23 protein-coding genes are annotated in these 22,479 nt (G+C 59.6%); 9 read left to right on the forward strand and 14 right to left on the reverse strand.

The genetic code is table 11. The features are described 5' to 3' along the window. Positions 1–2: 2 nt before the first annotated feature. Positions 3–782, reverse strand: coding sequence for a S6 modification regulatory phosphodiesterase RimA (gene rimA / locus FIV35_RS00150; protein ID WP_034136487.1), 780 nt, complete (start codon positions 780–782; stop codon positions 3–5). A gap of 116 nt (positions 783–898) precedes the next feature. Here rimA and FIV35_RS00155 point away from each other — a divergent pair, with 116 nt between their 5' ends. Continuing rightward, complete coding sequence (locus tag FIV35_RS00155; RefSeq protein WP_034095359.1) at positions 899–1,306, forward strand: RNA-binding S4 domain-containing protein; 408 nt, start codon at positions 899–901, stop codon at positions 1,304–1,306. A gap of 43 nt (positions 1,307–1,349) precedes the next feature. Here the strand turns inward: FIV35_RS00155 and FIV35_RS00160 are convergent, their stop codons facing one another. After that, the gene (locus tag FIV35_RS00160; RefSeq protein ID WP_034136488.1) at positions 1,350–2,153 is read right to left on the reverse strand and encodes a phosphatase PAP2 family protein; all 804 of its coding nucleotides are present in this window, start codon (positions 2,151–2,153) and stop codon (positions 1,350–1,352) included. Positions 2,154–2,256: 103 nt separating this feature from the next. Between FIV35_RS00160 and hslO the strand changes: the two genes are divergently transcribed. Together hslO and FIV35_RS00170 are read left to right on the forward strand one after the other, a co-directional pair. Continuing rightward, positions 2,257–3,159, forward strand: a complete 903-nt coding sequence (hslO, locus tag FIV35_RS00165) for an Hsp33 family molecular chaperone HslO (protein WP_034136489.1) — start codon at positions 2,257–2,259, stop codon at positions 3,157–3,159. Between the two features lie 179 nt (positions 3,160–3,338). Further along, positions 3,339–4,880: a phosphoenolpyruvate carboxykinase gene (locus FIV35_RS00170; protein WP_034095362.1), complete on the forward strand. Its 1,542-nt coding sequence runs from the start codon at positions 3,339–3,341 to the stop codon at positions 4,878–4,880. Positions 4,881–4,978: 98 nt separating this feature from the next. Here the strand turns inward: FIV35_RS00170 and FIV35_RS00175 are convergent, their stop codons facing one another. From FIV35_RS00175 to FIV35_RS00190, 4 genes are all read right to left on the reverse strand, one after another. Continuing rightward, on the reverse strand, positions 4,979–5,335 hold the full coding sequence (locus tag FIV35_RS00175) for a DUF1493 family protein (RefSeq protein WP_034095363.1): 357 nt from the start codon (positions 5,333–5,335) through the stop codon (positions 4,979–4,981). Between the two features lie 280 nt (positions 5,336–5,615). Next, positions 5,616–6,098: a hypothetical protein gene (locus FIV35_RS00180; protein ID WP_034136755.1), complete on the reverse strand. Its 483-nt coding sequence runs from the start codon at positions 6,096–6,098 to the stop codon at positions 5,616–5,618. Positions 6,099–6,303: 205 nt separating this feature from the next. Further along, positions 6,304–6,903, reverse strand: coding sequence for a putative adenosine monophosphate-protein transferase Fic (locus FIV35_RS00185; RefSeq protein WP_034136490.1), 600 nt, complete (start codon positions 6,901–6,903; stop codon positions 6,304–6,306). After that, the gene (locus FIV35_RS00190; protein WP_080761377.1) at positions 6,903–7,073 is read right to left on the reverse strand and encodes a YhfG family protein; all 171 of its coding nucleotides are present in this window, start codon (positions 7,071–7,073) and stop codon (positions 6,903–6,905) included. Before FIV35_RS00190 ends, FIV35_RS00185 begins: the two co-directional genes overlap by 1 nt. A 175-nt stretch (positions 7,074–7,248) precedes the next feature. Between FIV35_RS00190 and FIV35_RS00195 the strand changes: the two genes are divergently transcribed. The 3 genes from FIV35_RS00195 (at position 7,249) to FIV35_RS00205 (ending at position 11,042) form a co-directional block, all read left to right on the forward strand. Continuing rightward, entirely contained in the window at positions 7,249–8,424 is a 1,176-nt protein-coding gene (locus FIV35_RS00195) for a tetratricopeptide repeat protein (protein WP_034095365.1), read from the forward strand. 225 nt (positions 8,425–8,649) lie between these two features. Beyond that, positions 8,650–10,587, forward strand: coding sequence for a RecQ family ATP-dependent DNA helicase (locus FIV35_RS00200; protein WP_034136491.1), 1,938 nt, complete (start codon positions 8,650–8,652; stop codon positions 10,585–10,587). Positions 10,588–10,610: 23 nt separating this feature from the next. After that, complete coding sequence (locus FIV35_RS00205; protein WP_034136492.1) at positions 10,611–11,042, forward strand: acyl-CoA thioesterase; 432 nt, start codon at positions 10,611–10,613, stop codon at positions 11,040–11,042. A gap of 68 nt (positions 11,043–11,110) precedes the next feature. Here the strand turns inward: FIV35_RS00205 and FIV35_RS00210 are convergent, their stop codons facing one another. The 4 genes from FIV35_RS00210 to FIV35_RS00225 all read right to left on the reverse strand — a co-directional run bounded on the left by FIV35_RS00210 (position 11,111) and on the right by FIV35_RS00225 (position 15,965). Further along, entirely contained in the window at positions 11,111–11,590 is a 480-nt protein-coding gene (locus FIV35_RS00210) for a glycine zipper domain-containing protein (protein ID WP_034136493.1), read from the reverse strand. Positions 11,591–11,796: 206 nt separating this feature from the next. Next, entirely contained in the window at positions 11,797–14,145 is a 2,349-nt protein-coding gene (locus FIV35_RS00215) for an FdhF/YdeP family oxidoreductase (RefSeq protein WP_034136494.1), read from the reverse strand. Continuing rightward, complete coding sequence (fdhD, locus tag FIV35_RS00220; protein ID WP_034136495.1) at positions 14,142–14,981, reverse strand: formate dehydrogenase accessory sulfurtransferase FdhD; 840 nt, start codon at positions 14,979–14,981, stop codon at positions 14,142–14,144. The genes FIV35_RS00215 and fdhD overlap by 4 nt, the downstream gene beginning before the upstream one ends. Before the next feature lie 96 nt (positions 14,982–15,077). Continuing rightward, positions 15,078–15,965 carry a LysR family transcriptional regulator gene (locus FIV35_RS00225; RefSeq protein WP_034136496.1) on the reverse strand — a complete coding sequence of 296 codons (888 nt, stop codon included), beginning with the start codon at positions 15,963–15,965 and terminating at the stop codon, positions 15,078–15,080. A 132-nt stretch (positions 15,966–16,097) separates the two neighbouring features. Here FIV35_RS00225 and lysM point away from each other — a divergent pair, with 132 nt between their 5' ends. Then, positions 16,098–16,538 carry a peptidoglycan-binding protein LysM gene (lysM, locus tag FIV35_RS00230; RefSeq protein WP_034136497.1) on the forward strand — a complete coding sequence of 147 codons (441 nt, stop codon included), beginning with the start codon at positions 16,098–16,100 and terminating at the stop codon, positions 16,536–16,538. 43 nt (positions 16,539–16,581) lie between these two features. Here lysM and yrfG read toward each other — a convergent pair whose 3' ends face one another. Then, entirely contained in the window at positions 16,582–17,244 is a 663-nt protein-coding gene (gene yrfG, locus FIV35_RS00235) for a GMP/IMP nucleotidase (RefSeq protein ID WP_034095373.1), read from the reverse strand. An 87-nt stretch (positions 17,245–17,331) separates the two neighbouring features. Between yrfG and nudE the strand changes: the two genes are divergently transcribed. Beyond that, on the forward strand, positions 17,332–17,898 hold the full coding sequence (nudE, locus tag FIV35_RS00240; protein ID WP_034095374.1) for an ADP compounds hydrolase NudE: 567 nt from the start codon (positions 17,332–17,334) through the stop codon (positions 17,896–17,898). Further along, positions 17,895–18,731, forward strand: coding sequence for a 3'(2'),5'-bisphosphate nucleotidase CysQ (gene cysQ / locus FIV35_RS00245; RefSeq protein ID WP_034136498.1), 837 nt, complete (start codon positions 17,895–17,897; stop codon positions 18,729–18,731). Before nudE ends, cysQ begins: the two co-directional genes overlap by 4 nt. Positions 18,732–18,792: 61 nt before the next feature. Here cysQ and FIV35_RS00250 read toward each other — a convergent pair whose 3' ends face one another. The 3 genes from FIV35_RS00250 to FIV35_RS00260 are packed head-to-tail and all read right to left on the reverse strand — an operon-like array spanning position 18,793 to position 22,465. After that, positions 18,793–19,248 (reverse strand): thioesterase domain-containing protein, encoded by a 456-nt coding sequence (locus FIV35_RS00250; protein WP_034136499.1) that lies wholly within the window; start codon positions 19,246–19,248, stop codon positions 18,793–18,795. 26 nt (positions 19,249–19,274) lie between these two features. After that, positions 19,275–20,660: a sigma-54-dependent transcriptional regulator gene (locus FIV35_RS00255; RefSeq protein ID WP_034136500.1), complete on the reverse strand. Its 1,386-nt coding sequence runs from the start codon at positions 20,658–20,660 to the stop codon at positions 19,275–19,277. Beyond that, complete coding sequence (locus tag FIV35_RS00260; RefSeq protein ID WP_034136501.1) at positions 20,657–22,465, reverse strand: sensor histidine kinase; 1,809 nt, start codon at positions 22,463–22,465, stop codon at positions 20,657–20,659. Before FIV35_RS00260 ends, FIV35_RS00255 begins: the two co-directional genes overlap by 4 nt. Between the last annotated feature and the right edge of the window lie 14 nt (positions 22,466–22,479).

Genomic DNA, 22,479 nt, shown 5'->3' on the forward strand with positions numbered 1-22,479 from the left:
GGTCAATTCGCCCAGGCCTGGGAGGGGATCTCGGCCAAAGCATTGAATGCGGGCCTGGCGAACCAATAGCCCTGCATCAGAAATATTCCACAGTCGGACAGGAAGTCTCGCTCACCAGCACTTTCGATGCCTTCGGCGATGACAGTAACCCCCAACTGCTCACAGATTGTGACAATCCCCCGGACGATTACCTGGCGAACACGATCCTTGTCGACATCGCGAATCAGCGCCATATCGAGTTTGATCAAGTCAGGTTGGAAATCGGCCAGCAGGTTCAGCCCCGAATAGCCCGCGCCGAAATCATCGATGGCGGTCTTGAAGCCGAATTCCCGATATTCACGCAGAATATTCGTCAAATGGCGATAGTTATCTACATGCTCGCTTTCCAGCGTCTCGAAAATCAGCTGGTTCAGCGGGAAATTGTGCGCGCGAGCCGCTTCGAGTGTGCTGCGGATACACAACTCCGGACGGTACACGGCGTTAGGCATGAAGTTGATCGACAGGTGCGTTTGCATCCCCAGCGCAGCGGCCCCGGCAATCGCCTGGGTACGGCAGCGTTGGTCGAAGCGGTAACGATTGCTTTCGTTAACCTGTTGCAGCACCGAGAGCGCTCCTTCTCCGTTGACGCCACGCACCAGCGCCTCATTGGCAAAAATCGAATGGTCCCGAAGGTCTACGATTGGCTGGTAGGCGAACGCAAAATCGAACCCTAAGGGTTCGCTCTGCTGGCAGCCCACGCACCGTTGACCCGGCGAGGTGAGTAAAAGGGGAAAGTCGGTCACGGCGTATCCTCGCGAAAACGGGGTGCTACCTGGCGTATCTTAGGTGAGCCTTGGGATTTATGCGTCGAAGGGTTTCAACGGTAAAGTTGCGACATTTTTCAGAGAGAGGAATTCAAGTGGCTCAAAAGCAGGAAGAGGAAGACAAGGTCCGCTTGGACAAGTGGCTGTGGGCTGCGCGCTTCTATAAAACCCGCGCCTTGGCCAAGGCCGCGATTGAAAGCGGCAAAGTGCATCACCGAGGGGAACGCTGCAAGCCGGGTAAAGAGCCGCGTGTTGGCGATGAGTTTGAGATTCGTACGGGGTTTGACGAAAAGACCATCGTGGTCCAGGCATTGTCGATCGTGCGGCGCGGTGCACCTGAAGCCCAGACGCTGTACGTCGAAACCCAAGCCAGCATCGCCAAGCGCGAACAAGCGGCGGCGATGCGCAAGGCTGGGGCGTCAGGCCTGACCACTGACGGTAAACCGAGCAAGAAGCAACGCCGCGACTTGTTCAAGTTTCGCGGCAGTGGCAATGACGATTGATTGCGCCAATCACGCTGTCATCGCTGTGTGCCGCGTCGCGGTGTTAAGAGAAGGTGCGCATGACGCTCAGTCGACCGAGCACTGGCAGTTTGCCAAATACTCCGAAAATCGGTGCCGTTACCCGCAGCAGTACACCGGAAACCTTCGCGGCAAAAGGCGTGTAATAACCCCAACCCAAGGCCAGCAGCGCCAGTAACACTCCACCGATGTAATCGTCCTGACCCCAATGCGCACCGGCGACCAGGCGCGGCATCATGAACAGCAGCGCCAGGCCCCAGATCACCAATACTTGGCCGATTCGCTTGGCAAACACGCTCATGAACATCCCCCAGATCAAGAGCACCGACGCATGATCGCCGGGAAAGCTCTGGCTGGAGCGATCCTTCAACTCCCAGGTTTTTTCCAGCCCTGGGAAATAGTCGCTCATCTGGATAGCGCCGCTGATCATCATCGACGGGCTGCTGTGTTGCCAGCCCATCTGCGCTGCAAGTTTGGAAAACAGCATGCGAATAAACAGCAGCAATAGCAGGATGCTGAAGAACCCGAAAAACGCCTGGCGAACCTGCATGGCTTTGAACACCCAATCGCCGCGAATCAACAGCGCCAGCAGAATCACCCCGACTACCGCATCGAACGGTCGCAAACTCGCCACGGCCCACACATGCAGCCAGGCTGAACTTGTGGCCAGCGGGTCATTGAGCAGATGAAATAGCCATTCGTCGAAAACTACGCACAGCATCTGCCCCGTGGGCCATAGCCAAAAGCACAGCAGCCCGATAGCGAGTAGATTGCAGAGCGCCCACCCCCCGAGGTTCCACCTGGCTTGGAACAAACCCGGATTGTTCATAAACTGTCCCTCTTCGCTCTGTAAAATCGCACCAGTTTGGTGCCAAAGCGTTTAATTTTATAAACTTTGTAACCATTTTGTCATCACTTCAGATATCCGACCTATGACTGATTTGCCGCATACCGACTTCACCCAACGCTTCATCTTCGACGACAGCGACGCTCGCGGCGAACTGGTGTCGCTGGAACTCAGCTATGCCGAAGTCCTTGCCAAACACGCCTATCCAGAGCCGGTCGCGCAATTGCTCGGCGAGCTGATGGCCGCGGCGGCGCTGCTGGTGGGGACCATGAAATTCGACGGTTTGCTGATCCTGCAGGCGCGCTCCGAGGGCCCGATTCCGCTGCTGATGATCGAGTGTTCCAGCGAGCGCGATATTCGTGGTCTGGCCCGCTACGAGGCCGAGCTGATCGCCCCGGACGCGAGCTTGTCCGACCTGATGCCCAACGGCGTATTGGCGCTCACCGTTGACCCGACCGAAGGCCAGCGTTACCAAGGGATTGTCGACCTTCACGGTAAAACCCTGTCGGAATGCTTCACTAACTATTTCGTGATGTCCCAGCAAGTGGGCACCAAGTTCTGGCTCAACGCCGACGGCAAGCGCGCCCGCGGCATGCTGTTGCAGCAACTGCCGGCCGATCGCATCAAAGACGAAGACGATCGTGCGGAAAGCTGGCGCCACACCATCGCCCTGGCTGACACGTTGAAAGCCGAAGAATTGCTGGGCCTGGACAACGAAACCATCCTGCATCGCCTCTACCATGAGGAGGAAGTGCGGTTGTTCGATGCACAAAGCCTGCGCTTCCATTGCAGTTGCTCCCGCGAGCGTTCGGGCAATGCGCTGGTCAGCCTTGGCCTGCACGATGCGCAAAATCTTGCGGCGGAGCATGGCGGCAAGGTCGAGATCGATTGCCAGTTCTGTAACCAGCGCTACCTGTTCGATGCTGCCGATATCGCCCAATTGTTTGCTGGTGCAGGCGTCGACACCCCTTCCGGTACCCGCCACTAAAACGTTTAAGTACAGGTAAATCACCTGTGAATCGCCGGATTAGCGCTGTTCTGACGGGAGGGCCCTACTCTTTTTGGGCTTTTCTGGCATAATCCGGCCCACTTTTTTCGCGGTAGTAGTGCGCGACTTTCTACTACAAAACGTTTGGAGCACTCGGCCATAGGCCGACGGGGAACCTCATGACGCAAGCCAACAACGCCGTATACACCGATCTGAGTGTTGACGATCTGGTTAAAGAAGCCCTGAAGCGCGGTGAAGGCGTGCTTGCCGATACTGGTGCGCTGGTCGTAGAAACCGGGCACCGCACCGGCCGTTCGCCAGTCGATCGTTTCATCGTTGAAGAGCCTTCCACTCAGGACGCCATCGCCTGGGGCCCGATCAACCGCAAGTTCCCAGCCGACAAATTCGACGCTCTGTGGGCTCGCGTCGAGGCGTTCAACAACGCGCAAGAGCATTTCGTTTCCCACGTTCATGTAGGTGCTTCCGAAGCTCACTACCTGCCGGTGAAGATGACCACCCAGACTGCTTGGCAGAATCTGTTCGGTCGTTGCCTGTTCATCAACCCGGCGAAATACAACCCGGCGGGTCGCGACGAATGGCAAGTGCTCAACGTGGCCAACTTCGAGTGCGTGCCGGAGCGCGACGGCACTAACTCCGACGGTTGCGTGATCCTCAACTTCGCCCAGAAAAAAGTGCTGATCGCGGGTATGCGTTACGCCGGCGAAATGAAGAAAGCCATGTTCTCGGTGCAGAACTTCCTGCTGCCGGCCGCCGATGTACTACCGATGCACTGCGCCGCCAACATCGGCGAAGCAGGCGACGTGACCCTGTTCTTCGGCCTGTCGGGCACTGGTAAAACCACCCTGTCGGCCGACGAAAGCCGTTACTTGATCGGTGACGACGAACACGGCTGGGGCGAGGGCGTAGTGTTCAACATCGAAGGCGGTTGCTATGCCAAGTGCATCGACCTGTCCGAGAAGAACGAGCCTGTCATCTGGAAAGCTATCAAGCACGGTGCTGTGTTGGAAAACGTGGTGATCGACGATGCCAAGCACGCCGACTACACCAACGTGAGCCTGACCCAGAACAGCCGCGCTGCTTACCCGTTGGAGCACGTTGCCAAGCGTTCCGAGAAGAACTTGGGCGGCGAGCCTAACGCGGTGATCTTCCTGACCTGCGACCTGACTGGCGTACTGCCGCCCGTGTCGATCCTCAGCGAAGAACAAGCGGCCTATCACTTCTTGTCCGGCTACACCGCGCTGGTGGGCTCCACCGAAATGGGTTCGGGCAGCGGCATCAAGTCCACCTTTTCCACCTGCTTCGGTGCGCCGTTCTTCCCACGTCCGGCCGGCGAATACGCAGAGCTGTTGATCAAGCGTATCCGCGGTTTCGGCTCCAAGGTCTACCTGGTCAATACCGGCTGGACCGGCGGTGGCTACGGCGTCGGCAAGCGCTTCAACATCCCGACCACCCGCGGCGTGATCGCAGCGATCCAGAGCGGCGCGTTGGTCGGTGCTGAAACCGAACATCTCGACACCATCAACCTCGACGTGCCATTGGCCGTACCGGGCGTTGAAACCGGCCTGTTGAACCCACGTAACACCTGGGCTGACAAAGCCGCTTACGATGAAGCAGCGAAGGCCCTGGCTGGTCTGTTCATCGAGAACTTCAAAAAGTTTGAAGTGAGCGACGCGATCAAGGCTGCGGGTCCGAAGTTGTAAGATTCGGAAACTGTGAAAAAGCCGCCCCTTGTGGGCGGCTTTTTTATGGGCGTCAGGCTGGCGAAGATACCCTTGTGGGAAAGCTCAGTGTTGTGCGCTCAGCTCAGGTTTTCCAGTGTTTGCGTGTCCCAACTGTGGGTTTTGATGGCCAGGTAGAGCATGCCAATGGTTAGCGGGACCTTGTCGCCATGCCCTTTGCTGCGACGTTTGAGGAACACGTCAAAGACCGGCGGGTTGAAGTAGCGATAAGTGTCGTAGTCGCCCAGGTCGAGGGCAAACTCCTGCTCCAGTGCTTCCATAAGCTGTTTGGCTTCACTGCCGTCACAGCCCAAGTCGAAATTAAGTGAGGTTTGCAGGCGGATGGTCTTGTGTTTAGGCAGACCGATTTCTTCGTGCAGCAATTGCAAGAGTTGCTGCATAACGGGGTCTTCGGGGAAGTTGGGGGCGAGGTTCATGGTGGGGGCTGTGGTTAAGTGATGGCTGGTTTTTGCCTTGCAATATAGATTTTGGGTGCTCAATAACCCGATACCGATCACAAAGGCCACGACTGGCAAGCTTTCTAAGTGGGCCTCTCTGATCCAAGAGGTGGCATAGAAAAGAAGTGCTGGCCCAGTTACCAAAAGGCAGAGTCCAAGCCACTTTCTGAGTGCTGGTAGCTTTATTGTTCTGTCGACGAGTGCGGCCAGTATGAGCAGGAGCAGCAGATTGGTCCACTGGGTGTAATCGCTCATCGTATCAGCCCCCCTGGAACTGTCGGACCATCGCCGACAGTGAACGCTGAGGGCCGATTCCGCCGCTGACCTGCGCGTCCAGGCCTATAACTACGTCGCCGGCGTGATAGCTGCGAATGATGCCTTTCACTGTCAGGGTGGTTGTCGCGCCAACAATGCCTCCGATAGGTCGAGATACCAGGCTGATAGGTGCAGCCAGAGCGCCTCCAATCAATCCTGAGATGATGTCTGCTCGAGTGTTGAACACGTCTGCCTGTTGCCGATTCAGAGGCTTTGAAATCGCGAGCTTCATTTTGCAAGGTAAGTCGCGGGCAAGCATTCTTTCGTAAAGATCCCTGATGTGGCTCCTCAGTTCGTTTGCGGTGTTTCCTGTTCCCAGTAGGCATAGGTTGCCCAAAGCATTCCGATTTTCAGGCACAACAGTGAAGCGCATCACTGTGAACGTGACGCCATAGTGGCCGATGTGTTGAGTCCTTTCGATGTTCACGGGGTTCTGCCGAGAAAGTAGAGACCGCGTTATTTTCATGCAGTTACGGCTAGCTTCTATAGAGGGGTAAGCGGGCGTTTGGAGCAGTTTGGGAAGGGGATGTCGTGGCGTTTGGTGATTTCCTACAACTGTTTCCGGCATTCGTGGCTAGGCAGCGACGCACCGGATAGAACTGGTCAAATGTGGAAGCCGGGCTTGGCCACAATCACTGATCTACAGGTCTACTGATACACCGCTCAAAGATCGCCTCCAAGCCCCGATAGTCACACGCCACGGCATCAATATTCGCCGGTATCCATGCTGCCTGTTTCACCAGCCACCAATTCACCGAAAACCCCGCATTTACGATGATCTGTTCGAACAAAATTCGCTGCGCCCGGCCGTTGCCTTCGCGGAAAGGATGGATGACGTTGAGGTCGCCATAAGCTTCGGCGATTTGTGTCACCAGTTCGGCTTGGCTTGTTCCTACGAACCAGTTTGCCTCTTCCATATGCCGAATGATCTTTGCCGCTTCCGGCTGGATGCGTTCCGGGGTGCAGAACAGGGTGTCGCCTTTCTGGATGTTGACGCTGCGCAGTTCGCCGGCCCAGTCGTAAATGTCGCTGAACAGCGTGCGGTGGAGGTATTGCAGGCGTTCGAGGTCGTAGGGGGGAGGGAAGAGCGGAAGGTTGCTCACGGCAATTTCGGATAATTCCCGCTCGGCTTGGTGCAGTTTATGTTCATCGTGCAAATCGAGGCGATTGCGCAGGACGCTGCTACCGGGGTAGCAGTACGGGTCCTGGCCTACCCCGTATTTGTCGAGCATCAGCGTGGAGTGTTGCGGTACTTGGCAAGCACGGCTTCGCGGGTCGGCAGGGGTTTGTCGACGTCGGCTGGTTGGGTCTCGAACCCTTCCAGGCGCAGGCTGGCCAGGTAATTGGAACGGCGGATCTTGTGGTAGTGATCCTGTTTCTGCTCAAAGGTCAGTTCGCTCATCGCAGCGTCCTCCTGGGTGGCAAGGCTTGATTGTAGCGCAATGCGTCAGCGGGAAGGCGGGATAAAAACCACGTCACATTTTGTATAAATACTCCGCCATCGGGCTGAATTCAGCGTATGTTTCACCGCAAAATCTTGTAGGGCGATTCCGCCCTCTAATTAAAGGGAGTTAAGCATGGGTTTGCTTCGTGTTGCTTCGGCGATGTCATTGTGTGCGGTAGCTTTTTCGATCCAGGCTGAGCAATTGCCGATCGAAGTGCTCAGTGCGGTGGTCAAGGACCAGAAAATCGCTGATGCCGAAGTATTGCTGCAGCGCAATGGCGCACAAAACGTGGTGGGCCGCACCAACGCCCAAGGCCAAGTGACGCTGACCAGCGAAGCCGCCGATGATGCGAGCAATCTGCTGATCATCAAAAAGCCTGGCTATTCCAACCTGGTGGTCAAGTGTCCCTGTGCGGGCATGACCTATGCGATCAGCCCGGTTATGGAGAATCTCGACGGCCTGCGTGTCGTGCTGACCTGGGGCAAGACGCCGGAAGATCTCGATTCCCACATGATCTTCCCGGGCAACAATATCTACTTCGAAAACAAGCAGGGTACCGACGCCGAGTTGGACGTGGACGACGTCGACAGTTATGGCCCGGAAACCATCACCCTGCAGAAAAAACACTACGGCGAAAGTTATGTATATGCCGTGCATGACTTCACCAACATTGCCAATCCGGGCTCGCGCCAGCTGTCCAACAGCGAAGCCAAGGTGTTTGTGTACATGGGCCAGTCCCTGGTGCGCACTTACTATGTGCCGAAGAACCGCAGCGGCAACCTGTGGACCGTGTTCCGCATGACCGGCAGCGGTGACTTCCAGGACATCAACACCTTCAGCGGTGTAAAGGTGGACGCCAAGGACGTGCTCGACGAAGTCAAACCGCTGCTGGATGACAGCGTCGCGGTAACAGCGGTAGCCGTTAGCTCCTCCGCACAAGCGGATGCGAAACGTCTGAACGTGCAAGGTGAAGCGGCCTACCAAGCCGGCAACCTGGATCAGGCCATCGAGTTGTTCCGTCAGGCCATCGACCTGGATAACAGCTTCGGTAAAGCCTACGGCAACCTGGGCTTGGCCTATCAGAAGGCCGGTAACACCGCCGAGTCGATCTGGGCCAACCGCAAGGCCATCGCCCTGGCCACTGGTGCGAACGCCGCGACTGTACGTGCCGGTGCTTACTACAACATCGCCCGGATCTACGAAGCGGCCGGGCAATTCTCTGACGCGTTGCGTCACTACCAGTTGGCCAAGGAACAGAAGGCTAACCCGGTGTATGACACGGCGATTGAGCGCGTGCAGAACCGCTGATTCAGCATTTAGCGCTGTTCTGAACTACTGTGGGAGGGGTGACCCCTCCCACAGTTGTTTGTGGTTTTCCTACAACCACAGTCTCCCTTGTCGAATTTGGCCCAAGGCCATGGCTGCACCCTGTGTATCATCCTGTCTCGTTTTTCCATGCGACCTTTCTCGATTCGCTGAACCGGCTGAACTACGTTTTAAAGCCACCTTCAGCGGTCAATGGAGTGACAGCCTATGCACGACACCCTCCAGCAGGTCTTTGGTTATCCACAGTTTCGTACGGGCCAGGAAGACACCGTCAGCGCTGTGCTGGCCGGGCGTTCGGCCGCCGCCATTTTCCCGACCGGATCGGGTAAGTCTCTGTGTTACCAGCTGTCGGCGGTGTTGCTGCCACATTTGACGTTGGTGGTATCGCCGCTGCTGGCGCTGATGCAGGATCAATTGGGCTTCCTGCAGCGTCACGGTATTTCGGCGGGCAGTATCGATTCGGCGCAAAGCCGCGAGGACGCCAATGACGTGATGGCCCGAGCGCGTTCCGGCGAGTTGAAAATCCTGATGATTTCCGTGGAGCGCTTGAAGAACGAGCGTTTTCGCAACTTTCTGCAGAGCGTGCGGATATCGCTGCTAGTGGTGGATGAAGCCCACTGTATTTCCGAATGGGGCCACAACTTTCGTCCGGACTATCTGAAGCTGCCGGACTACCAGCGTCAGTTCAATATCCCACAGGCGCTGTTGCTGACGGCTACGGCGACGCCCGAGGTGATTGCCGACATGCAGACGAAGTTCGCCATCGCTGCGAACGATGTGGTCACCACCGGCTTCTACCGGCCCAACCTTAACCTGTTAGTCGAGCCGGTGAGCGGTGCAGACAAGCGTCGCAGGTTGATCCAATGGATGAACGAGCGGGCCGGCCAGCCGAGTATCGTCTACGTCACCCTGCAGAAAACCGCCGAGCAGATTGCCGAGCACCTGAACCGTCATGGCATCCAGGCCGAGGCTTATCACGCCGGTCTGCCCCACGATAAGCGCGAGGGCATTCAGCAGCGCTTCATGGAAGGGCGTTCCAATTGCATCGTGGCCACCATCGCGTTTGGTATGGGGATCGACAAAAGTGACATCCGCAATGTGGTGCACTTCGACCTGCCCAAATCCATTGAAAACTACAGCCAGGAAATCGGCCGCGCCGGTCGCGATGGCCGGCCATCCGACTGCTTGGTGCTGGCCAACCGCGACAGCCTCAATGTGCTGGAAAACTTTGTATACGGCGATACGCCCGAACAGGAAGGCATCCTGCGGGTGCTGGAGCAGTTGCAGGCAGCGCGCGGCGAAGGGCAGTGGGAGTTCCTACTCAGGTCATTGGCGGATCACAGCAATATCCGCGAACTGCCACTCAAGACGCTGCTGGTGCAACTGGAACTCAGGGGCGTAATCGCGCCGCGCTATGCGTTCTACGCCGAATACCGCTTTAAGTACCTGGTCGAGCCCGAGGCATTGTTGGCGCGGTTTTCCGGTGAACGGCAGCAGTTTGTAGCGGCGATCATCCAGGTGTGCAAGCGGGCAAAAACCTGGGCGACGGTAGATTTCGACGCGCTCCACCAGCAGCACAATGCCGTGCGCAGCCGTGTGGTGAAGGCCCTGGATTATTTTCAGGAGCAGGGTCTGATCGAGCTGGAAAGCAAGCAGATGACCGAAGTCTACAGCCTGCTGAATACCGAATTTGATCCACAGGCGCTGAGCCAGGAGTTATACACAGGCTTCAAGCAGCACGAGCTTGCGCAGGTGGCGCGGATTCACGCCATGCTGGAGCTGTTCGCCACCGAGCACTGCTTGGGGCAGCGACTGGCACGCTATTTCGGCGATGAAAACGCGCCTCAACGTTGCGGGCATTGTTCGGTCTGCCATGGCCAGGTGGCGCACCTGCCGCCGCCGCCGAGCTTGCCGGCGCTTGTGGATAAAAACTTTATGGGGCTGTGCGGTGATTTTATCCACAGGCATCATGAGCACACCGGTCACCTGCCCGGCGCCGAGCGCCTGACGCGCTTCCTGGGCGGTATCAGCGTGCCGTTGTTCACCAAGTTGAAGGCACGAACTATTCCCGGTTTTGCCGCGTTGGAAGACTATCCCTATGCCGAGGTTCGCGCCTGGGCCCAGGCCCATTTGAACGAACTGTAACGCCCATTCGAAGAGAGGTGCCGATGCCTGACTCAATGCCGCAACGTGCTGATTACCGTCACTTCCAGCCGATCATTACGCGCTGGCACGACAATGATGTGTATGGCCATGTTAACAACGTCACCTATTACAGCTTCTTCGACACGGCGGTGAATACCTACCTGATCGACCAGGGCGGGCTGGATATACATGACGGCGAAGTGGTTGGGTTTGTGGTCAGTTCGTCGTGCGATTACTTTGCGTCGATCGCTTACCCTGAGCGCATTGAGATCGGCCTGCGCGTAGGCAAGCTGGGCAATAGCTCAGTGCAGTATGAGTTGGCGGTGTTTAAAGCAGACGAGGAGGATGCCTGTGCGGCGGGGCGTTTTGTGCATGTGTTTGTGGATCGGGGGACGAACCAGCCGGTGACGATTCCGGGAATGTTGCGCGAGGCATTGCAGAGATTGGTGGTGTGACCGCAGCAACCCATGTGGGAGGAGGGCAAGCCTCCTGCCACATGGGGTTTTGCTGTGTTTTTAAGGAATCAACGGTGGCGGTAGTGGTGCTTGTTCTTGCGATGCCCGTAAGCATGGCCACGGCCTGGGTGATCGTCACGGTAGTAGCGACGGTCGTCGCGGCCACGATAATGACGGTCATCGTCATCGCTCTTATTGCCCATGTAATTGCCCAAGGCACCGCCGGCGCCACCGCCTGCTGCTGAGCCGATCAGCGCGCCGGTGCTGCCGCCGACACTGCGGCCTACCACGTTGCCGCCCGCTGCGCCCAATGCGCCGCCGATGGCTGCTTCGCCACGGCTACGCTTGTCGGCGCCGACCGCGCTACCGCCCGCGCCGCCCAGGGCTGCGCCGATCGTCGAACCGGTGTTGCCGCCCAACTGCTGGCCGACCACAGAACCTAGAACCCCGCCCAATGCGCCGCCCACACCGGCTTCGGTGGTGCCACCGGCCATGGCTGCGCCACTGACCAGGCCAAGGGACAACAAGAGAATCGAGGAGAACTTCATTCGGGAAACCTCAAGGGGATGACGGCGCGATCCTGAGGCTGTATTGACATTGTGACAATAGAAATCCGACCAGTAACACGAGTTGTACACAATTCTCTAAGTTACTGTTTTGAATAGGGAACTTAAGTGTTTTTTACGAGTCATTAGCTACTTCGGAACGGCCGCTTTTATGCAAAAGCGGCCTTTTTTGTGTCCGAAATGATCGATCAGGCCGAGCGCGACATGATCAAGCCGCTCTCGCTCGCCGCTTCCAGACGAATCGCTACAAATTTCGACGTTGGCGTATGGCTGCCATCGCCTGTGCTTTCGAGCGGCACCAGTGGGTTCACTTCCGGGTAATAAGCGGCTGCTTGCCCGGCTGGAATATCAAATGCCAGCAAGGTGAAGCCCTTCACACGGCGCTCACGGCCGTCTTCCCACAGCGACACGATGTCAGCCTTCTGCCCTGGCTTGAAGCCCAGACGGATGATGTCGGCTTCGTTGACGAACAGCACGTCACGCTGACCTTTGACCCCACGGTAGCGGTCGTCCAGGCCATAGATCGTGGTGTTGTACTGATCGTGGGAGCGCATCGACTGCATGATCAGGTCCGGCACCCGGCCAGTGGCGTGGGTGCGCTCGTGGATCAGATCCTTGGGCAGCACGTTCGGGCGGAAGTTGGCGCGTGTCGACGGCGTGTTCCATTTGCGCGCACCGGCCGCATTGCCCAGGTAGAAGCCGCCCGGGTTTTTGATTTTTTCGTTGAAATCCTTAAAGCCTGGAATGGTGTCGGCAATTAGATCGCGGATGCGCCCGTAGTCGGCCACCAGCCAGTTCCAGTCCACCGGCTGGCTGCCCAGCGTCGCGGCGGCAATGCCGGCCAGAATCGCTGGCTCGGACTTCATCAGGCTCGACAGTGGCTGCAGTTGGCCATTGGAGCCATGCACCATGCTGAACGAGTCCTCCACCGTCACCGCCTGCGGGCCTTCGGCCTGGATATCGATGTCGGTACGGCCCAGGCACGGCAGGATCAGGGCGTCTTTGCCGTGCATCAGATGGCTGCGGTTGAGCTTGGTGCTGATCTGCACGGTCAGGTCGCAGTTGCGCAGCGCTTGGAAGGTGCGCGTGCTGTCCGGCGTGGCTTGGGCGAAGTTGCCGCCCAGGCCGATAAATACTTTGGAGCGTCCTTCGAGCATGGCGTGGATCGCTTCGACTACGTTGTGGCCATTGGTGCGCGGCACCTGAAACTGGAAGCGGCGCTCCAACGAATCAAGAAACGCAACCGGCGGGCGCTCGTTAATACCCATGGTGCGGTCGCCCTGCACGTTGCTGTGGCCGCGTACCGGGCACAGGCCGGCGCCCGGGCGGCCGATATTGCCGCGCAGCAGCATCAGGTTGGCGATTTCCTGGATGGTCGGCACCGAGTGGCGGTGCTGGGTGATACCCATTGCCCAGCACATGATCACGTTCTTGCCTTTGGCGTACATACGCGCCGCTTGCTCGATTTCAACCAGACTCAGGCCTGACTGCTCGACGATCTCCTCCCAAGAGGTATCGTCGATCTGGCCCAGGTACTCCAGCACATTGGCGGTGTGTTCGTTGAGGAAGTCATGGTCGAACACCGTTTCGGTGCCTTCGGCCTGCGCCTGGCGTTCCCACAGCAACAGGAATTTGGCCATGCCGCGCAGGATCGCCATATCGCCGCCCAGCGCCGGGCGGAAGTACGCGGTGTTGGTCGGTTTGTCGCCGTTGGTGAGCATCTCCAGCGGGTGCTGCGGGTGCTGGAAGCGTTCCAGGCCGCGCTCCTTGAGCGGGTTGATGCACACCACCTGGGCGCCACGTTTGACCGCCTCGCGCAGGGGTTCGAGCATGCGCGGATGGTTGGTGCCAGGGTTTTGGCCCCACACGAAAATCGCGTCGGCGTGTTCGAAGTCATCAAAGGTCACGGTGCCTTTGCCGACCCCCACGCTTTGCGCCAGGGCCACGCCGCTGGCTTCGTGGCACATGTTCGAACAGTCCGGGAAGTTGTTGGTGCCATAGGCGCGTACAAACAATTGGTATAGGTACGCGGCTTCATTGCTGGCGCGGCCGGAGGTATAGAACTCGGCCATGTCCGGGCTGGGCAGGGCATTGAGGTGCTGGCCGATCAGGTCGAAGGCCGCTTCCCAACTGATGGATTTGTAACGGTCGGTTGCGGCGTCGTAGCGCATCGGCTCGGTCAGGCGGCCTTGGTATTCCAGCCAATAGTCACTTTGCTCCAGCAGCGACGTCACGCTGTGCTTGGCGAAAAACGCCGCATCCACCCGGCGCTTGGTGGCTTCCCAGTTGACGGCTTTGGCGCCGTTTTCGCAGAACTTGACCATGCCGCTTTCCGGCGAGTCGCCCCAAGCGCAGCCTGGGCAGTCGAAGCCGCCGTTCTGGTTGGTCTTGAGCATCATGCGCAGGTTTTTCAGCGCGTTATCGCTGGTCAACCACGCCTGCGCCACACTGATCAGCGCGCCCCAGCCGCCTGCCGGGCCTTTGTAGGGCTTATAGCGCGGTGTGGGAGTTTGGTCGGCTTGATGATGATTGCTCACGGCTGGTTCTCCATCGCAGGGCTGTAGACCCGCGGCGCACTTTTCTGCGGCAGGTGGATGAGATTGAGGTTGTGCCGACGGGCCCATTGCAGGGCCAAGCCGGTGGGCGACGACAGGCTGACCAGGGTCTGGATGCCCGCGCGCAGGACTTTCTGGATCAATTCGAGGCTGCAACGGCTGGTGACAATCGCCACGCCGCCGTCGGTTGGAATTTGTTGACGGACCAATGCACCGATCAACTTATCCAGAGCGTTGTGCCGGCCAATGTCTTCGCGGCCCAGCAACAATTCGCCCTGATTATTCATAAACACCGCCGCGTGCACCGCACCGCTGTGCTGGCCGAGGGGCTGGAACGCGCTGATGCGCTGGCGCAGACCGTCGAGCCACTCGGCGGGCGGCAGGGGCGCGCCGGCCAGCACTTGTAGATCCGGAAGGGCTTGTTCAACGGCTTCTACGCCGCATAAGCCGCAGCCGCTGGTGCCCGCTAACTGACGACGCTGCTGCTTGAGGTTCCAGAACGCGCGGCTGGAAATCTGTACCTGGGCGTATTGCGCAGAGCCCGAGCCGCTAAGCTTCAGGTCGTAGATATCGCTGATGTCGGCGATGATGCCGCTGCCCAGGCTGAAGCCGACGATAAAGTCTTCCAGATCCGTAGGCGTCACCAGCATCACCGCTTGGCTGATGTCGTTATAGGCGATCGCCAACGCCACTTCTTCGGCCAGCGCGGTGCTGGCGACGTCTGAGTGTTCGAGGGTGCAATACTGGTAGCTCTGGCTGGCGGCCGACGCGGGCGTTTGTGCAGCAGGCGCCGCGCAGGCTGGGCGCTGGGCGTTCATTTGGCGTACCACCGGCGGATTGATCAGTGTTTAGACTAGGCGCGACAAAGCGTCGCGTCTAATTGCCAGTACTGATGCGCCGATAGATGACGTCGATCAAGGCTCTATTTGCGATTTCTGATACAGCGCAAAGCACGCCTCGGCCAATGCCGAACGCGGTGCACTGCGACGCATGATCAGCCCCAGCCGCGCGAGGGTGTGGGCGTTTTCGATCGGTTGCAGGCGCAGGTGTTCGGTGAGGGCATCCAGCCCGCCCTCCAGGGGCATGACCGCGCAACACAAACCGCCATGCACCGCCTGCAATAACTGATGAACGGCATCGGTCTGCAGCAGCGGTTGTGGGTGCAAGCCGCGACTGTGGAAGTTGTGGTCGATGGATTGGCGAAAGTGCATGCCGCTGGTGAGCATGCCCAGCGGCAGTTCGATCAGCGCTTCCCAGCTCAACGGTGTGTCGCCGAAGCTGAAGAAACGTTGGTCATATAGCAGCCCCATGCGGGTTTCGCCCAGGGCCAGGGAGTCGAAGCGTTCCGTGTCGAGACGCTCCAGGTACGACACGCCCAGGTCCAGGCGATTGCTGGCCAGTTGTTCGAGGATCTGCTCGGAACTGAGCGCCGACAGTTCGAAGCGCAGGTTCGGATGCTCTTTATGCAACTGCTGCATCAGTGCCAAGGGATCGAAGCTCGACAACGGCACCACCCCCAGGCGCAACGTGCCCACCAGGTTGCCGCGACACGCTGCCGCTTCAGCCTGCAAACCGTCGTAGGCCGCCAGCACCGTCCGCGCCCACGCCAGTACCCGTTCGCCTGGCGCGGTAAAGCCTTCGAAGCGCTGGCCACGGTTGACCAGCGGCAAGTCCAGCTCTTCTTCCAGGCTGCGCAGGCGCATCGATAACGTGGGTTGGGTGATATGGCAACGGGCTGCGGCCTGGCCGAAGTGACGGGTCTCGTCGAGGGCGATGAGGAATTTCAGCTGTTTGATGTCCATCTTCGCTCCAGGGCTTATTCCAATGGCGGGGGGATTCTAGCGCGTTTGGGTCTTTGGTCGGTCTGGAACCCAAGTGTGCAGGACTGGTCTAGTCTTGGGCATCTGGAATTCATATCCCAAGGAGAGCGCACCATGAGTCTTTTAAGCTTTGTTAAGGAAGCCGGCGAGAAGTTGATCGACCTGTTGACGCCGGGTAATGCCAATGCCAGTGAGCAGTTGAAGGAACACGTGGCCAAAGTGGGTCTGGGGAATCCGAATGTGCAGACCAAGGTGGAGGGTGACAAGGTGATCGTCACCGGTGAAGTCGCCAGCCAGGAAGAGAAAGAGAAAATTCTGCTGGCGCTGGGCAACATTAAAGGTGTTGCGAGTGTGGACGACCAGATCACCGTATCCGGCCCGGTGGTGGCTGCCGCACGTTTCGTCGTGGTGAAAGAGGGCGACACTCTAAGTGCGATTTCTCTGGCGGTGTATGGCAACGCCAACCAGTACAACAAGATCTTCGAAGCCAACAAGCCGCTGTTGTCGCACCCGGACAAAATCTACCCAGGGCAGACGCTGCGTATTCCTGAGTAATACACGGAAGAAAGGTGGGTGGGGGCTCATCGCCCCTCTCACCTCAGAGACCGACAATAAGATCGCGGTAGTCACCGACCGCTGCAAACTCGCCAGTGTCTTTCGGCCCCTTCTTGCTATCCGGTTCTTTTACCGCCAGCAAATGCCTTACGCCAAACGCCCCGGCGCTGCGCAGGATCGGCAGGGTGTCGTCGATAAACAGACTGCGGGCCGGGTCGAACTCTATATCAGCTTGCAAAGCGTCCCAGAATTGCGGGTTTTCCTTGGCGAAACCGTAGTCGTGGGAACTGATCAACCGTTCGAAATAGGGCGCCAGCTCGATGCGTTCCAACTTCAACGACAGCGAATCGCGGTGAGCATTGGTGATCAGGATCACCCGCTTGCCGGCCTGTTTGATGGCCTGCAAAAACGTGTCGGCATCCGGGCGCAGGGCGATCAGGTGCGCGGTCTCCAGCTTGAGTTCGCGCACCGGGAGGTTGAGTTCTGCGCTCCAGAAGTCCAGGCAATACCATTGCAACTGTCCAGCGTTACGCTCGAACAGGGGCTGCAATTCCATCTCGGCCATGGCGCGGCTGACGCCATGCAGCTCGGCGTAACGCTGAGGCAGGTGTTCCATCCAGAAATGGTTGTCGTAATGCAGGTCCAGCAGGGTGCCGTCCATGTCCAGCAGGACGGTGTCGATGGCGTGCCAGGGCAAAGAGGGCATGGGGCGTTCTCATGTAAGTAAAGATATCCGACACAGACAATCGGAAAAGCCACGGTATAGTAACCCGATCACGCCAAGGAGCTGCTTATGCGCCAGAAACCCACCGTCCTCGCCCGCGAAATAGTCGCCAGTAGCCGTTTGTTCCGCGTGGAGGAAGTGCAGTTGCGCTTTGCCAATGGCGTTGAACGGACCTACGAGCGCCTGGTGGGCCGGGGGAACGGTTACGGCGCGGTGATGATCGTGGCGATGATCGATGAGGACCATGCGTTGCTGGTGGAAGAGTACTGCGGCGGCACGGATGAATATGAAGTGTCGCTGCCCAAAGGCTTGATCGAGCCCGGTGAAGATGTGCTGGCGGCCGCGGATCGGGAACTCAAGGAAGAGGCAGGCTACGGTGCCCGGCAGTTGGAGCACATTACCGAGTTGTCGCTGTCGCCTGGCTATATGAGTCAGAAAATCCAAGTGGTGCTGGCTACCGATCTGTACGAAGAACGTCTGGAAGGCGATGAGCCCGAGCCGATGCGGGTGGACAAGGTCAACCTGCGCGAGCTGTCGAGCCTGGCGCAGAACGAGCAATTCAGTGAAGGTCGCGCCCTTGCCGCGTTGTACCTGGTGCGCGATCTGTTGACCCAGCGTGGAGCCTTCAACGCATGAGCGAACTGTTTCTGGGCCACCCGTTTATCGCCCCTGTCATTGAACTGGCCCGCCAGGCGGGTGAAGCGATCCTGCCGTACTGGCGCGCGAATGTGGCCGTGACCTCCAAGGCCGATGACTCGCCGGTGACGGCGGCGGACCTGGCGGCGCACCACCTGATCCTCGCCGGCCTGACGGCCCTGGACCCCAGCATCCCGGTGCTCTCCGAGGAAGATGCCGATATCGACCAAAGCGTGCGTGCCAGCTGGCAACGCTGGTGGCTGGTGGACCCGCTGGATGGCACCAAGGAATTCATCGCCGGCAGCGAAGAGTTCACCGTCAATATCGCGCTGATCGAACAGGGCCGCGTGGTGTTTGGCGTGGTCTCGATGCCCACCAGTGGCCGTTGCTACTTCGGTGGCGCGGGCCTGGGGGCGTGGCGTTCGGATGTCAATGAAGCCCCACGGCAGATTCAAGTGCGCCAAGCGCCGGCGGAGGGCGAGTGCTTTACGGTGGTGGCCAGTCGTCGACACAGCAGCCCTGAGCAGGAGCGATTGCTGGAGGGGCTGAGCGAAGGGCTGGGCAAACTGGAGCTGGCGAATATCGGCAGCTCGTTGAAGTTTTGCCTGCTGGCCGAAGGCAGCGCCGATTGCTACCCGCGCCTGGCTCCGACCTCACAGTGGGACACCGCTGCCGCCCAAGGCGTGCTGGAAGGTGCCGGTGGCGAAGTGCTGGAGTTGAGCGGTGAGCCGTTCAGTTATCCGGCGCGGGAATCGCTGCTCAATCCGTTCTTTTTGGCGCTGCCGGCCAAGGCGGCCTGGCGTGAACGTTTGCTGAGCTTGGCGCGTTCTTGAGACCTCAAGCGAGCTGACTGTGGGAGCTAGCCCCGTCCCACAGTTGTTTTGTGTAGGGGTTCTAGCGGTGCAGGACGTATTGGCCAGTGAAGGCGACCGCTCTTTCGTCACTGCCCTCATTCACGATCCAGGTGTCCAACGTCAACCGCGCCCGCCCATAGCGCTTGTAGGTGGCTAAAAAACGCTTCCACACCTTTTCTTCCGGCGCCTGGCAAATCACCGTGGCGTCATGTGTAACCGGCAACGGATAACTGATCTGCCCCTCCTGAATCACGATATGCCCGTCCTCGATGCCTTCCTCGCGCAATTGCAGGTGCAACCAACCCCAGCCCGCCAGCACCGCGCCGCAGTAGAGGCTGCCGCCGAACATGGTGCTCTTGTGGTTGATATTGGCTTGCAAGGGCAGGTGCAGCTGCAACTGGCGATCTTGCCAGTCGAGCACCTTGAGCCCCATTTCCCGGGTCAGGGGAATGTCATGGTGAAGGATGGATTCCAGGTAACGGCTGTCGCGGCTCATGGTGGCCTCTTGGCGGGTAGGAAGGGTCATTCGTCGTCGGCACTGTGCTGGGCGCTGTCGGCGAAGTTCAGCCCGTGCTTGCGTAGTTTGTCGTGCAAGGTCTTGCGCGGTACGCCGAGGGCTTCGGCGAGGCTGCGCAGAGAACTGTGGGGGCGGGCGAGTTCGGCGGCGATCAGGCTTTTTTCGAACTGTTCGACCTGTTCGCTCAAGCCGCCCGGCGTGGATGTCAGCACGCTGCCGGTGGGGTTGTCCGCCGAGCTGTCCAGGGCCAGCTCCAGGCCCAGTGCAAAGCGCTCGGCGGCATTCTGCAGTTCCCGCACATTACCCGGCCAGCTGTGGCGCAACAGCAATGCGCGCTGGCCCGGTTGCAGTTCGTGTAGCGGCAGGCCATGGCGACTGCTGGCTTCGTCGGCAAAGTGTTGGAACAACATCAGCGCATCCTCGCCCCGTTCGCGCAACGGCGGGATGCGCAGCGGCGCCACGTTGAGACGGTAATACAGATCGGCGCGGAAGCGGCCCTGGTCGGCGGCCTGACGCAGGTCTTCCTTGGTCGCGGCGATGATGCGGATGTCCAGGGGGATCAATTGGTTGCCGCCCAGGCGCTCGACCACGCGCTCCTGCAACAGACGCAGGAGCTTGACCTGCACATCCAGGCTCATGCTTTCGATTTCATCCAGAAACAACGTACCGCCATTGGCAAACTCGAACTTACCGATGCGGCGCTTCTGCGCACCGGTAAATGCGCCGGGTTCATGGCCGAACAGTTCGCTTTCGACCACCGACTCGGCCAGGGCCCCGGCGTTGATCGCCACGAACGGCCCGCTGCGTCGGCTCGACAGATCGTGCAACGCGCGCGCCACCACTTCTTTACCGGCGCCGGTTTCGCCGAGGATCAGCACGTCGGCCTTGGTTGCCGCCAGGGCGCCGATCTGCTCGCGCAGGCGCAGCATCTGCGGCGAATGCCCCACCAGGCGCGTGCTCAGTTGCTGGCGGTCGCTAAGGGCCAGGCGCAGGCTGCGGTTGTCCAGCACCAATCGACGCAACGCCAGGGCGCGGCGCACGCTATCGAGCAAAGCGTCGCTGGCGAAAGGCTTTTCGAGAAAGTCATAGGCCCCGGCGCGCATGGCTTGCACAGCCAGCGGTACATCACCGTGGCCGGTGATCAGCAACACCGGTAGATCCGGGTCCTGGCCGTGCAGCTCGGCCAGCAGTTCCAGGCCGTCCATGCCGGGCATGCGGATGTCGCTGACCACCACCCCCGGCCAATCCCGCGACAGCTGCGCGGTGAGGCCGGTGGCTTCGGCCAAAGGCAGGACCTTCAGCCCGGCCAGGTCCAGGGTCTGGCACAGGGCCTGACGCAAGTGCGGGTCGTCGTCGATCAGCACCACCTGAATCTGGTTATCGATACTCATACACTGCGGTCCTCGGACGGTTGCAGACTGACGCCCGGCGAACCGGCACGCAATTTCAAGGTTAACAGCGCGCCGCCTTCCTTGTGGTTGGCAAACAGCAGTTCGCCGCCAAAGGCGCGCATCAGGGTTTCACAGATGGCCAGGCCCAGCCCAAGGCCTTGTGTACGCGTCTTGGTGGTATAGAACGGCTCACTGGCGCGGCCCAGGGCTTCCATGCAAAAGCCTGGGCCGTTGTCGCGAATGTACAGGTTGACGCCTTGCTCGGTGGTTTCGGCACTCAGCCAGAGTTTGCGCGGCTGGCCTTTTTCGGTCAGCGCGTCCAGAGCGTTGGCCAGCAGGTTGCCCAGCACCTGGCGCAGGCGGGTTTCGCCGGCCTGCACCCACAGCGTGGCTTCCGGCAGATCGCGGATCAATTCCACTTCCATCGAGCGGCGGCGCTTGGCCAGCAGCGCCAGGGCGTCATCGAGCGCTGGTTGCAGCGCCACGCTCTCGGGAGCATGGCGGTCGCGGCGGGCAAAGGCGCGCAGGTGGGCGATGATCGAGGCCATGCGCCCGGTCAATTCGCTGATCAGCTTGAGGTTGCCGCGCGCGTCGTCGGTGCGCTGGTGATCGAGCAGGATTTCGGCGTTTTCGGCGTAGCTGCGGATCGCAGCCAAGGGCTGATTGAGTTCGTGGCTGATGCTCGCCGACATGGTCCCCAGCGCCGACAGCTTGCCGGCCTGTACCAGGTCATCCTGAGCGCGTACCAGTTCCTGCTGGGCGTGTTCGCGCTCCAGCACTTCTTGTTTCAGGCGTCGGTTAAGGCCTTCCAGGTCGCTGGTCCGTTCGGCCACACGCATTTCCAGTTCGCGGCGGGCTTTGGCCTCAAAGGCAATACGCTCCAGATAGTGGCGACGGCGCTGCATCAACAGACCGAGCAACAGCATCAACACCAGCAGTGCCGCGCCGCCCACGGCCACCACGGTGCGCACCGGGCGGCTGATCAAGGATTTCGGCGCGAGGATTTCCACGTTCCAGCCGGTTTCGGCGATGGCCGTGGACTGGCGCAACCAGGCGGTGCTGCTCAGGTTCAGCGGCTGTGGATCGCGGGTCGGGTAGGGCTGGATTGCGATGATAGCCTGCCGCTCTTCAGCGGTGAGCGGGCGCGTGGCGCGGAATCGCCATTGCGGGCGTGACGTCAGGATCACCACGCCGTTGTGGTCGGTGACCAGCAGTTGTTCCGGGGTGTTACCCCACAGGCTTTCGGTGTGATCCAGGTCCACCTTGACCACCAGCACGCCGATGACTATTTCACCGTCGCGCACCGCCGCGGCGAAGAAGTACCCGCGCTTGGCGGAGGTGGTGCCCAGGCCGAAGAATCGACCCAAGCGCCCGGCCATGGCTTCACTGAAGTAGGGGCGGAATGAAAAGTTACGTCCGACGAAGCTGTCCTGTTTATCCCAGTTCGACGCGGCGAGGGTCTTACCGGTGGTGTCCATTAGATACATCACTTCCACGCCGGCCTGGGCCGCCACGTCTTTGAGCAGCAGGTTAGCGTTGGCCAGGTGGGTACTGACCTCGGGCGCCGCCAGCGCGGTGCGCAGGGCGGGCAGATCGCCGAGGATCTGCGGCAGTACTTCGTAGCGGTGCAGGGTACCCAACAGGTTGGCGACGTACAGGTCGAGGGTCTGGCGGTTTTGTCCGGCCAGCTCACTGCGATAGTAGCGCTCGGCCAGGTGTTCCAGCGGCCACAGCAGCGGGGCCAGGCACAACGCCAGCAATGCGAGGCTGCGCCAGCGGGGTCGTCGCGGAAGGGGTGGAGTCATGGGAGTCGTGCGCC

The sequence above is a fragment of the Pseudomonas rhodesiae genome (assembly GCF_007858255.1).
GTDB lineage: Bacteria > Pseudomonadota > Gammaproteobacteria > Pseudomonadales > Pseudomonadaceae > Aquipseudomonas > Aquipseudomonas rhodesiae.